At 35.0% G+C, this 12,396-nt stretch carries 13 protein-coding genes; 4 read left to right on the forward strand and 9 right to left on the reverse strand.

The annotated features are described in order from the left end of the window. Positions 1 to 17: 17 nt before the first annotated feature. The 7 genes from lipA to ampD form a co-directional block, all read right to left on the reverse strand. Positions 18 to 980 carry a lipoyl synthase gene (gene lipA / locus KGI96_RS10435; RefSeq protein WP_211597345.1) on the reverse strand — a complete coding sequence of 321 codons (963 nt, stop codon included), beginning with the start codon at positions 978 to 980 and terminating at the stop codon, positions 18 to 20. Between the two features lie 21 nt (positions 981 to 1,001). Then, positions 1,002 to 1,655: a lipoyl(octanoyl) transferase LipB gene (gene lipB / locus KGI96_RS10440; RefSeq protein ID WP_211597346.1), complete on the reverse strand. Its 654-nt coding sequence runs from the start codon at positions 1,653 to 1,655 to the stop codon at positions 1,002 to 1,004. Further along, on the reverse strand, positions 1,655 to 1,948 hold the full coding sequence (gene ybeD, locus KGI96_RS10445; protein ID WP_211597347.1) for a DUF493 family protein YbeD: 294 nt from the start codon (positions 1,946 to 1,948) through the stop codon (positions 1,655 to 1,657). The genes lipB and ybeD overlap by 1 nt, the downstream gene beginning before the upstream one ends. A gap of 72 nt (positions 1,949 to 2,020) precedes the next feature. Next, positions 2,021 to 3,004: an octaprenyl diphosphate synthase gene (gene ispB / locus KGI96_RS10450; RefSeq protein WP_211597348.1), complete on the reverse strand. Its 984-nt coding sequence runs from the start codon at positions 3,002 to 3,004 to the stop codon at positions 2,021 to 2,023. A 462-nt stretch (positions 3,005 to 3,466) separates the two neighbouring features. Further along, complete coding sequence (locus KGI96_RS10455; protein ID WP_211597349.1) at positions 3,467 to 4,636, reverse strand: alpha-hydroxy acid oxidase; 1,170 nt, start codon at positions 4,634 to 4,636, stop codon at positions 3,467 to 3,469. A gap of 125 nt (positions 4,637 to 4,761) precedes the next feature. Continuing rightward, positions 4,762 to 6,357 (reverse strand): L-lactate permease, encoded by a 1,596-nt coding sequence (locus KGI96_RS10460; protein WP_211597350.1) that lies wholly within the window; start codon positions 6,355 to 6,357, stop codon positions 4,762 to 4,764. A gap of 153 nt (positions 6,358 to 6,510) precedes the next feature. Further along, complete coding sequence (gene ampD, locus KGI96_RS10465) at positions 6,511 to 7,083, reverse strand: 1,6-anhydro-N-acetylmuramyl-L-alanine amidase AmpD (RefSeq protein ID WP_211597351.1); 573 nt, start codon at positions 7,081 to 7,083, stop codon at positions 6,511 to 6,513. Between the two features lie 61 nt (positions 7,084 to 7,144). Between ampD and KGI96_RS10470 the strand changes: the two genes are divergently transcribed. After that, positions 7,145 to 7,984: a 23S rRNA (adenine(2030)-N(6))-methyltransferase RlmJ gene (locus KGI96_RS10470; protein WP_211597352.1), complete on the forward strand. Its 840-nt coding sequence runs from the start codon at positions 7,145 to 7,147 to the stop codon at positions 7,982 to 7,984. An 86-nt stretch (positions 7,985 to 8,070) separates the two neighbouring features. Here the strand turns inward: KGI96_RS10470 and udp are convergent, their stop codons facing one another. Both udp and asnC read right to left on the reverse strand, forming a co-directional pair. Beyond that, the gene (gene udp / locus KGI96_RS10475) at positions 8,071 to 8,826 is read right to left on the reverse strand and encodes a uridine phosphorylase (RefSeq protein WP_211597353.1); all 756 of its coding nucleotides are present in this window, start codon (positions 8,824 to 8,826) and stop codon (positions 8,071 to 8,073) included. 24 nt (positions 8,827 to 8,850) lie between these two features. Further along, positions 8,851 to 9,339, reverse strand: coding sequence for a transcriptional regulator AsnC (gene asnC, locus KGI96_RS10480; protein ID WP_370685830.1), 489 nt, complete (start codon positions 9,337 to 9,339; stop codon positions 8,851 to 8,853). A gap of 281 nt (positions 9,340 to 9,620) precedes the next feature. Here asnC and hemL point away from each other — a divergent pair, with 281 nt between their 5' ends. The 3 genes from hemL (at position 9,621) to KGI96_RS10495 (ending at position 12,396) form a co-directional block, all read left to right on the forward strand. Further along, positions 9,621 to 10,913 carry a glutamate-1-semialdehyde 2,1-aminomutase gene (gene hemL / locus KGI96_RS10485; protein ID WP_211597355.1) on the forward strand — a complete coding sequence of 431 codons (1,293 nt, stop codon included), beginning with the start codon at positions 9,621 to 9,623 and terminating at the stop codon, positions 10,911 to 10,913. Positions 10,914 to 10,989: 76 nt separating this feature from the next. Further along, positions 10,990 to 11,763 (forward strand): bifunctional demethylmenaquinone methyltransferase/2-methoxy-6-polyprenyl-1,4-benzoquinol methylase UbiE, encoded by a 774-nt coding sequence (ubiE, locus tag KGI96_RS10490; protein ID WP_211597356.1) that lies wholly within the window; start codon positions 10,990 to 10,992, stop codon positions 11,761 to 11,763. A gap of 9 nt (positions 11,764 to 11,772) precedes the next feature. Continuing rightward, the gene (locus KGI96_RS10495; protein WP_211597357.1) at positions 11,773 to 12,396 is read left to right on the forward strand and encodes a ubiquinone biosynthesis accessory factor UbiJ; all 624 of its coding nucleotides are present in this window, start codon (positions 11,773 to 11,775) and stop codon (positions 12,394 to 12,396) included.

Consider the following 12,396-nt stretch of genomic DNA (forward strand, 5'->3'; position numbering starts at 1 on the left):
TTTTTATTTTTACAAATTTACTTCACAATCCCACCGCTTGCTTGCAAATCAGCGTGATAAGATGAACGCACAAAAGGACCACAAGCGGCATGTTCAAAGCCCATTTTTTCAGCTTTTACTCTAAATTCATCAAAATCATCTGGGTGGACATAACGATCAACAGGTAAATGATGACGACTTGGTTGTAGATATTGTCCAAGGGTTAGCATTGTCACGCCATTTTCACGCAAGTCTTCCATCACCGTGAGAATTTCTTCATTTTTTTCACCGAGTCCTACCATTAACCCTGATTTGGTTGGAATATCAGGGAACATTTCTTTAAATTCTTTCAGTAATTTAAGTGACCACTCATAATTTGCACCAGGGCGAATATTTTTATATAAACGAGGTACATTTTCTAAATTATGGTTAAATACATCTGGTGGGTTGTCTTTTAATTTCTCTAATGCTAATTCAATACGTCCACGAAAATCCGGGACTAAAATTTCAATTTTAATATCAGGATTCAGTTTACGAATTTCTTTTACACAAGCAGCGAAGTGTCCAGCACCACGATCAGGGAGATCATCACGATCCACCGAAGTGATAACTACATATTTTAATTTCATATCCGCAATGGTTTCTGCTAATTTTAATGGCTCTTCTTGATCCAAAGGTAATGGTTTACCGTGTGCGACATCGCAGAAAGGACAACGGCGAGTACAAATTGCGCCCATAATCATAAAGGTTGCAGTACCGTGATTAAAACATTCGTGTAAATTAGGGCAACTTGCCTCTTCACAGACTGAATGTAATCCGTGACGACGCATACCATTTTTAATACTCTCAATTCTCGCCGAGCTTGCTGGAAGTTTGATCTTCATCCAACTTGGTTTTTTTAATACTTCCTGATCGGGGTCAATATTTTTGACAGGAATAATAGAGGTTTTTGCTGCATCACGATATTTAACCCCTCTTTCCATTTTGAAAGGTGTACCCATTCATTAAATCCTATTTCTTAACTATTTTTTAACAATTTGGGTGCTATTGTAACCGAGAATTTGTGTAAAGTAATCTACTAATTTTAGAGAAACTTTATCACAATCTGCCAGTTCTTCGCTGATAAAGTCTTTTAATTGGCACATTTCAAGTCCTGTATAGCCACAAGGATTGATATTTTTAAAAGGGGATAAGTCCATATTGATATTTAACGCAAGTCCGTGAAATGAACAGCCTTTGCGAATTCGCAGTCCTAATGAACAAATTTTCTTTTCATTCACATAAACACCCGGTGCATCCGCTTTTGGATAACTTTTAATGTTATAATCCGCTAAGGTTTTGACGACAGATTGTTCCAGAGCGGTCACTAATTGTCGCACATTAAAATCTCGTCCTTCAGCTTTATGGCGTTTGATATCAATTAGCACGTACATTACTTGTTGCCCTAAACCGTGATAGGTTATTTGTCCCCCACGATCAGACTGAACAACAGGAATGTTGGATGGATTGAGTAAATGCTCAGGCTTACCTGCTTGCCCTTGTGTAAAAACAGCGGGATGTTGCACAAGCCAGATTTCATCAATGGTTGAAGCATTGCGATTATCGGTGAACTGCTGCATTTCGTGCCACGTTTGTTGATAATCACAAATACCAAGTTGGCGAATAATGAGTTCCATTAAAGCACCATTCTTACGCCTTCAATTTTGGCAAGATCGGTATAAAGGCTTTCTACTTGATCGATATTTTCTGCCACTATAGAAATAGAAATAGAACTATAAGTGCCTTTTGAACTAGCTTGTTCACGAGGTATATAATCCCCTTGAATATATTGTTGAACAACTTTCACTACATCATCAGACAAATTATCACGTTTGGCACCTACTATTTTAAAAGTAAAATTACACGGAAATTCTAATAAATCTTTTAATTTTTGTTGTGGTAAATCTTGTAAGTTTACGGATTTTGTCATCTTTTCCTCTTTAATAACAATATACTTTCAATTGAAAGCGGTATGATTTTGTATAAAATTTGCAAATTTTTCTTAATAATTTCTATCAACAGAAAGATAAGCTAAAGAAATCAATGCTTGCTTATATTCAGTATCAGGTAAAACTCGAATGGTATCAACGGCTTTTTGTGCTTCTTCTTTGGCACGTTGCATTACATAGTCAAGAGATTGATATTTTTGCATAATTGCAAGAATTTGATCTAATGCGTCTCTTTTCCCTCCTTGCTCAATCGCTTCACGAATAAGTGATGCTTCTGCGGTATTGCCTTGTTGCATTGCGTGAAGTAAGGGTAGAGTAGGTTTACCTTCAGCTAAATCATCACCGATATTTTTACCTAATTTTTCCGTATTTGCACTGTAATCCAAAATATCATCAATTAATTGAAATGCTGTACCTAAATAACGCCCATAATCTTGTAATGCTTTTTCCATCTGTGGTGTTGCTTTTGAGATAATGGCAGCACACTGTGTTGCCGCTTCAAAAAGACGAGCAGTTTTGCCATAAATCACCTGCATATAGCTTTGTTCTGTTGTATCTGGATCATTACAATTCATTAACTGTTGCACTTCACCTTCCGCAATAACATTCGTGGCATTTGACATCACCTTTAACACGTCTAATGAATTGACACTTGTCATCATTTGGAAAGAGCGGGTATAAATAAAGTCGCCTACTAATACACTCGCCGCATTTCCAAATAACGCATTAGCCGTTTCTTTACCTCGACGCATATTTGATTCATCGACTACATCGTCGTGTAATAAGGTTGCGGTATGCACAAATTCAATAAAAGCAGCACAAGTGATATGATCGGAACCTTGATAACCTAAAGATTTTGCTGATAATAAAGCGATTAATGGACGAATACGTTTACCACCACCACTAATAATATAGTGACCTAATTGATTGATTAGAACAACATCAGAATTTAATTGATCTAAAATTGCTTGGTTGACTCCTTGCATATCGTCTTTTATAAGTGCTTGAATTTGTTCAAGGGAAAGTTGTGTTGTCATTATTATTCCAAATTACAAAAATTTTCCTAATTTTACCTTAAATTTACAGTTCGTTAAAATAAAATCACAAATCTAGTTTAAAAAATTGAGATGAGTATTGTTTTGGTTGCTATTATGACTTAACTATTTTTAATTAATATCAATATTCATTAAATTTTTGAAAGATAACCTATTAATAGGTTTTGTGAAATGATTTTGTATTTATTTAAGGTCTGGTACAACCAGATTATCTTTGTAAATGTTTATCTTGGTATTATTAAGAAAGGGTATACAATGCGTTTTCTTTGCTGAGACAATTAGGTACAAACGGATTTTATGCCTTCCATAAAGCTGAAAAAGATTTTTGGCGATATACGATTTTAGCACAGAAAATGGAGTTATACTGAACAAGGATGTTCACCCAATTTATGAAAAAGTGGAGTACTTTAAAAAGTACTCCACTTTTTTTGTTTTTATTACCAATTATTTTTTCAATAAGAAACTTGGTAAATCTTCTACTTTTTCGCAGTTTAATTGTTCCATTACTTGTTGGAACTCACGTTTTAAGATCCAAGCAGCTTGATCGCCACCTTTTGCACCTAATGCTCCAGTTCCATACATAAATGGACGACCTAAGAAACAGAAATCAGCACCGCTTGCAAGCACACGAGCCATATCTGGACCATTACGCATACCGCCGTCCATCATAATGGTAATTTTACCTTTGAATTTCTCAACGATTGGACCTAAGGTTGAAATTGAGCTTGGGCCAGCATCTAATTGACGCCCCCCGTGATTAGACACGATGACACCATCTAAACCTAAATCTACACAGGTTTGTACATCTTCAACGCTTGCTACACCTTTAATCACGATTTTACCTGGCCAGATTTTTTGGATATCTTTGATACGTTCAACCGTTAATTTACCATCAAAGAAGTCATCCATAAAGACACCTAATTGACGTAAATCCATACCACCTGGCATATATTTTTCCAACGTTTTAAAACTTGGCATACCTAGTTTTTCAATTCCATTATATTTTAATGACTCTAATGCCCAAGTTGGGTGTAATGCAGCATTAACAATATTACGAAGCATCATTTTTGGTGGCATACCAAAGCCGTTATAAATATCTTTTGGACGATAGCCAAAAGTTGGTACATCTGATAATAAGCAAAGTACACGACAGCCGTTATCCCAAGCACGTTTTAAAATATCTTCACGATACTCTTTATTTTTTGGGTAATAAAGTTGGAACCAGAAGTTACCTTTTGTGATTTCAGCACATTCTTCGATAGACATTGTGGTGACTGTTGAAAGCATAAATGGAATATTGAAATCAACAGACGTTTTCGCCAGAATTTGTGAAGTTTGTGGCCACATTAAAGATTGTAAACCAACGGCTGTGATACCAAATGGAGCATCGTAAGTTTTACCAAAAAGTTCCTTTTTCATAGAAACTTCTTTTAAATCAGTTAAGTAAGTTGGCATTAATTCGATATCACGAATTTCTTTGGTATTTTTATATACGTTTAGATCTTCGTTACAGCCTTCTGTTAAATATTCGTAGGCAAATTTTGGCATACGTTTTTTTGATTTAACACGAAGATGTTCGATACTTGGATAATCTGGATTCATTTGAAAGCTCATAATATTTTCTCTCTTATAAATGATGAAGGTTGCTTACCTTGGGTAAGCGAACCTTTTGTTTTAGTAAATAAAATTTGTAAATTTTTATGTAAATCTAACCGCTTAGTTACACATTAAAAAGCTATTTATACGTTAAAAAATAGCGGAATAACAAAGGATGCACATAATGCAGCGATGATACCATAAACAATCATAGGAACGACGGTTTTCTTAATGATTACACCTTCTTGTTTCTCAATATTTAATACTGAGCTTACGGCAATGATGTTGTTAATACAAACCATATTCCCCATTGCACCACCAACAGATTGTAATGCAAGCACTAGGGTTGCAGATAAACCAGTAATTTCAGCAGTTGATAATTGCACACTACCAAAGGTTAAGTTAGAAACAGTGTTAGAACCAGAGAAGAATGCACCCACAGCACCTAAATATGAGGCAAAGACAGTCCAGTATTCCCCTGTTGCAGCAGCAAAACCTCTACCGATAATTTTTACCATTGACCCATCGCCACCAACTAACATCAATTTAACCATAATTAACGCACCAACTAAGGCTAAGAATGGATTGCGAGTTTGTTTTAAACTATCCACAAACACATTTTTTGTTTTTCCAAAAGACATTGCAAATAATGGTGCAACCAGTAAAACAGTAATAATAAAAGGAATAAATGCTGGAACATAAAGTGCTTTGTAGCTTGCACTAATTGAAGAACCAAAGATATTTTTTAAACTAAGAATTAAACTTTGGCTGACTTCAAAGTGACCTAATGAACCTAACTGAACGCTAAACCATTCTGTTGCATTTGTTAACATTCCTTTGAATGGTAACTGTTTGATACGAGTAATTATTAAGATGAAAATTAACATTCCCGTTGGTAATAATGCTTTCATTACTTCTGCTTTGGTTACCGCTTTATCATCTAAATTATCTTCAACTTTTTCTAAACCAAAGCCTTTGTGAGCAACAAAAACAGAGATTAATAAACCAACAGCACCACCTACCAATGATGGGAACTCATAGTTTACTTGAGCAATTAAGAAGTAAGGAACAACACAGGCAAAAATACTGATATAAATGAACACAATATTTTTACGAATCTCTTGCCAGCTAACAATCATACGTAATGCCATTATTGGAATGACAACTGCAGCGATGGTATGAATAAGAGATGTCATTGAACCAATTTCTAAAATTTGAGTATCTGTTAAATTCATCGGACCAAAACCAAACCACGTTGGCGTACCTACTGCACCAAATGATACTGGCACTGAGTTCATTACCAATGCAAGCATTGCCACACGTAGAGCAGGGAAACCTAAGCCAACTAAAATAGGAGCCGCGATAGCCGCAGGCGTACCAAATCCACTTGCCCCTTCAATCATAAAGGCAAATGCCCAACCAATAATCATAAGCTGAGCAACAGGATTAGGGCTGATATTACCAAGCCATTTACGTAATGTGTTAGTTACTCCTGATTTTTCAGAGAAACGATTAAATAAAATAGCGCCAAAAATAACGGTAATTGGTGTTTGTACCGAAATAATTGCTGAAACAATATTAGCACTAATCGTTGTTATATCTGTTTCAAAGAAAATAAGTTGAACAATTAATACAACTGCTGCAATCCAAGGTAATGCAACATAAGAAGGAAGTGCATTGCGTTTTACCATCAGATAAATTAACAATACAATCGGAAAAATACTAAGAAAAAGAGCCATAAAGCTACTCCAAAATAAAAATTAAAGTAGCATTGTAAATATAATTATAGAAAAGTGTAACAAAAAAGTTAAAAAAACGAGAGATTGATCACAAAAAATACGAAATTGTTTCAAAAATTGTATAAGTTTCAAAAATAGGATCTAATATTATTCTTAGATCTTTTTGCTAAAAATCGTGAGTAATTGATTATAATAATCCCAATTAAAATACTGACCAGGGTCAATTTTTCGTTCAGGTGCAATATCACAATGTCCAACAATACGATCTTGAGTAATTTGAGGATAATTTCTCATAATAATGTGAGTTAATTTTACAAGACTTTGATATTGCAATTCTGTAAATGGTTGTTCATTACTTCCTTCCAGTTCAATACCAATAGAAAACTCATTACACTTGTCTCTACTTTGAAACTGAGAAATGCCTGCGTGCCACGCCATATCATTGAAATTGACATATTGAGTGATTTCACCGTTGCGGTTAATTAAACAATGTGCGGATACTTTAAGATCTTTAATTTCTTTGAAATAGGGGTGATGGGTAGGATCTAGTGTTCCTTCAAAGAAGCGATCAATAAAGTCTCCTCCAAATTGTTCTGGTGGAAGGCTGATATAATGGATAACCAACAGTGAGATATCATTCACATCAGAACGTTGCGAAAAATGAGGAGAAAGTACCCGCTTACTTTGAGTTAACCAGCCATTTTTAATTGTTAGATTTGATTTCATTCTATAAATTACTCTGATATTACGTTAGAATAGAACCTATTTTACGAGAAAGAGAAATAAAATGCTAAGTTATCGTCACAGTTTTCACGCAGGCAACCACGCTGATGTGCTAAAACACATTGTTTTAACTCTAATTTTAGAATCATTAAAGCAAAAAGAAAAAGGGTTTTTCTATCTTGATACTCACGCAGGAACGGGACGTTATAGTTTGTTGAGCCGAGAATCTGAAAAAACAGGAGAGTTCCTTGAAGGTATTGCAAGACTTTGGGATAGGGATGATTTACCGTCAGAGGTTGCAAAATATGTTGCTGAAGTCAAAAAAATAAATAAAGGAAAATTGCGTTTTTATACAGGTTCTCCTTTGCTTGCAGTACAACAATTGCGTCCACAAGATAGAGCATTGTTAACAGAACTTCATCCTAGCGATTATCCTTTATTGCGTAATGAATTTTCAAAGAATGCGATAGTTATTACTAAACGAGAAAATGGTTTTCAACAATTAAAAGCTGCACTTCCTCCTAAGGAAAAACGAGGTTTAATTTTAATCGATCCTCCTTATGAGCTTAAAGAAGATTATGAGCTAGTGGTAAAAGCAATTCAAGAGGGTTATAAACGCTTTGCAACAGGCTGTTATGCAATTTGGTATCCAGTCGTATTACGCCAACATATTAGACGAATGGTACGAGGATTAGAAGAGACAGGAATTCGTAAAATTTTGCAAATTGAGTTAGCGATACGTCCAGATTCTGATCAACGAGGAATGACGGCAAGTGGAATGATTATAATTAATCCACCTTGGCAGTTAGAAAAACAAATGAAAACTATTTTACCTTACTTAACAAAAACACTAGTACCAGAAGGAACGGGCAGTTGGAAAGTAAGTTGGATTGCACCTGAATAAAGAAAATTTTTTAAACAGAAAGGATAAAAAAGCCATTATAAGAAATTATAATGGCTTTGGTTTAGCATTAATCAATTAATGTTAAATCACAACACTTTTTTCAAACCTTCAATCGTGGCGGTTACACTGCGAACTTCAACGGTTTTAGCATCTTCTTCGTTTGGAATTTCTTTTTGAGTACGGTTTACAATAACACCTGAAACCATCGCTGCTTTTAATCCTAGTGCGTGAGCCATTGTATAAAGTGTGGCAGATTCCATTTCAAAGTTCATTACACCAAGATCTTGCCATAACTTTAAGTTACCTTGATAATCTTTCCATACTTTTCCTGTATAAGTGTCATAACGTTCTTGACCGGGATAGAAAGTATCTGATGATGCTGTCACACCAATATAAGTTGGATATTCACACTCTTTTGAGGCTTCATACATCGCTTGAGTTAAGTTAAAATCAGCTACTGCAGGGAAGCACATTGGTGCAAAATGTTGGCTCGCACCATCAAGACGAACTGCACCAGTGGTAATTAATACATCACCAATATTGATATGTGGTTGAATTGCCCCTGTTGTACCAATACGAATAAAGTTACGTACACCAAGTTGTGCTAATTCTTCAACACAGATAGATACAGATGGACCACCAATACCAGTTGAACAAACCACAACAGGCTTGCCATTGATATAACCTAACCAAGAAGTATATTCACGAGTTGAATTTAAGAATTTTGGATTATCCATATATTTAGCAATACGCTCACTTCGTGCTGGATCTCCAGGTACGATAGCGTATTCTGCACCTTCTAACATTGCTCTAGTTAAACCTAAATGGAAAACTTCAGACATTTTATTTCTCCTTATTTTATGTAATTATAAATCTACTTTAGAGGGGTTAATATTTCTCTTAATTGGATTCTGCATAGAAACGATGGTTTCTGTTGATTGAATTTCATCAAGAGATTGAATTTTTGTGGAAAGTAATAGATGAAGTTCCTCAATGGTGTGAGTCATTACTTTTAAGAAAATGGAATAATTTCCAGTAGTATAATAAGCCTCTATCACTTCATCAAATTGGTGTAATTTTTGAATAACTGCACTGCAATCTTTCGCACTTTTTAAGATCACACCAACAAAACAACAAACATCATAACCTAGCTTTTGTTCATCAATACAAATCTGTGTGCCTTTAATTAAGCCTGATTGACGCATTTTTTCAACTCGAACGTGGATAGTACCAGCACTCACTTCAAATTTTTTTGCCATCTCAGCGTAAGGTGTTCGAGCATCAAGGGTTAATGTTCGCAGAATTTGTCGATCAAGTTGATCTGTAGATACTAAGTTCTGGTAATTTTTCATCATTTCATCCTACAATTTGTGGTGCTATTAAAATATATCTACCTATATCTCATATTTTTAAATATATTCCAATTATATCGCTAATATACTAATAATGAGAAGATTTCATTTTAAGAAATGTGAGGAAAATCACAAATTTTACAGTGAATATAGTTCTAACAATTACGCAAAGGATTTCGTTTTTTAAAATAAATTTTTATTTTATGGTTTTTACAGTAAAATGGGATATATTTACTGTAAAGCTGTAAGATAATGACAGAAATTTGCAAAATTAAGGTATATAAATGAAATCATCGCAATCTCTTTTTGAAAAAGCACAACAAGTTATCCCAGGTGGTGTAAATTCACCAGTACTTGCATTTAAAGGTGTGGGAGGCACGCCTATTTTTATTGAAAAGGCACAAGGTGCTTATATTTTTGATAGTGAAAATAATCATTATATTGATTATGTTGGGTCTTGGGGACCGATGATCTTAGGGCATAATCATCCTAAAATTTTAGATGCAGTGATTAAAACGGCTCAAAACGGATTAAGTTTTGGAGCACCAAGTCCTTTAGAAACAGAACTTGCGGAATTAGTTTGTAAACTTATCCCTTCTATTGAAAAAGTCAGAATGGTCAGTTCTGGTACAGAAGCGACAATGTCAGCGATTCGCCTTGCTCGAGGTTATACCAACAGAGATAAAATTATTAAATTTGAAGGCTGTTATCACGGACATTCTGATTCACTATTAGTAAAAGCAGGATCGGGTGCATTGACGCTTGGTCAACCAAGTTCACCAGGCGTGCCTGAGGATTTTGCTAAGCATACACTGACTTGTGAATACAATAATCTCACCTCTGTTAAACAAGCATTTGAGCAATATCCTAATGAGATTGCTTGTTTAATTATTGAACCCGTAGCAGGAAATATGAATTGTATTCCTCCACAAGAGGGATTTTTGCAAGGCATTCGAGAGCTTTGTACTCAATACGGCACGGTTTTTATTATTGATGAAGTAATGACAGGTTTTCGAGTGGCGTTAGGTGGAGCTCAAGCCTATTATAATGTCACGCCAGATTTAACTACCTTAGGAAAAATTATTGGTGGCGGAATGCCAGTGGGGGCTTTTGGTGGTAAAGCTGAAATTATGGATTATATTGCCCCAACAGGACCTGTTTACCAAGCAGGTACATTATCAGGCAATCCTATTGCAATGGCAGCAGGAATGGCTTGTTTGACAGAACTTTCAAAACCTGAAAATGAGCAGCTACTTGCATCGAAAACAAAACAATTGGCAGAAGGCTTAAAAGCGCTGGCGAATAAACATTCTGTACCGTTTTTGGTTAATTATGTTGGGGGAATGTTTGGTTTATTTTTTACCGACCAATCTTCGGTGACAAGTTATAAAGATGTAATGAAGTGTGATGTTGCAATGTTCAATACATTCTTCCATAAATGTTTAGAAAAAGGCATTTATTTTGCTCCATCAGCTTTCGAGGCTGGTTTTATGTCTTTAGCCCATAGTGATCAAGATATTGCAAAAACATTAGAGGTTGTAGATAAAGTCTTTGCTGAAATTAAGACGCTGAATTAAAAAAATAGTATTTAAGCGGTATGATCTTGAATAAAATTTGCAAAATCCCAAATTTATTAATATTAGGAATAAAGTAATGAAAGAAGAAAATCAAACTATCTCACAGCAAACGGAAACCACTCATTTTGGGTTTAAAACGGTTGCTAAAGAAGAAAAACAGCAACTTGTCGCACAAGTTTTCCATAATGTAGCGGGTAAATATGATTTAATGAATGATCTACTTTCTTTCGGTATTCATCGAATTTGGAAACGCTTTACGATAGATTGTAGTGGAGTAAGACAAGGGCAAAAAGTTCTCGACCTTGCGGGAGGAACAGGGGATTTTAGTGCCAAATTTTCTCGACTTGTTGGTTCAACTGGGGAAGTTGTATTAGCGGATATTAATAGTTCAATGCTAGAAGTAGGGCGTGAAAAGCTACGCAATTTAGGTGTTGTGGGTAATGTGAGTTATGTGCAAGCCAATGCAGAAAGTTTACCTTTCGCTGATAATACCTTTGATTGCGTTATTATCAGTTTTGGATTGCGTAATGTCACTGATAAAGATAAAGCACTGCGTTCAATGTATCGAGTGCTAAAACCGGGTGGACGTTTATTAGTATTAGAATTCTCTAAACCAATTATTGATCCTATTAGTCAGGCTTATAATTTTTACTCTTTTAATATTTTGCCAAAAATTGGTGAAGCAGTAGTGAATGATGGTGACAGTTACCGTTACTTGGCAGAATCCATTCGAATGCACCCGAAACAAGATGAATTAAAAGAAATGATGCAACAGGCGGGTTTTGAAAGTGTGAATTACTATAATTTAAGTGCAGGTATTGTTGCTTTGCATAGAGGGTATAAATTCTAGGAGAGACTAATGTTAGAACAATTAAAACAACAGTTTATGTTATCTCAAGTAACCATTGGTACGCTAGAAATGGGCTTTAATTATTTAATTAACCGCTCACCTCATTGTTTGCCAACCTTAAAAAAACTGAAAGATAGCACCTTACATATCAAATTATTACAACCTGAATTTGAATGTATCATTAATTTTAGTGAAACCCAAACAGATTGGCTCTCTCATTATGAAGGGAACCCAAGTTGCTGCCTTAGTTTACAAAGCTCGGTATTACCAAAATTAGCAGATAAAACGAAATTAACGGAGCTGATCAATAATAAAACGTTGCTTTTAGAAGGTGATATTCAGGTTTTACAGCATTTTGTTCAGCTTCTTGATGAATTGGAAAAAAATCCAGCTGAGTTACTCTCGCCTTTTGTCGGTGATGTTATTGCACAAGGCTCAACAGATGTTGCTGGTTTTTTATTTAATAAAGCTAAACAACAAATAGCCAAAAATAGTGAACATATAGTCGATAATCTTATTAATGAATGTTCTGTCTTAGTTCATCAATTAGAAATTGCAAATTTTTGTGATGAAGTGACCGCTTTGGAAAAACAAGCTAATCAGCTAGAAATGAAGGTAAGAAATAGCGGTTAG

It is taken from the genome of Phocoenobacter atlanticus subsp. cyclopteri, assembly GCF_018343795.1.
Classification (GTDB): Bacteria; Pseudomonadota; Gammaproteobacteria; order Enterobacterales; family Pasteurellaceae; genus Phocoenobacter; species Phocoenobacter atlanticus.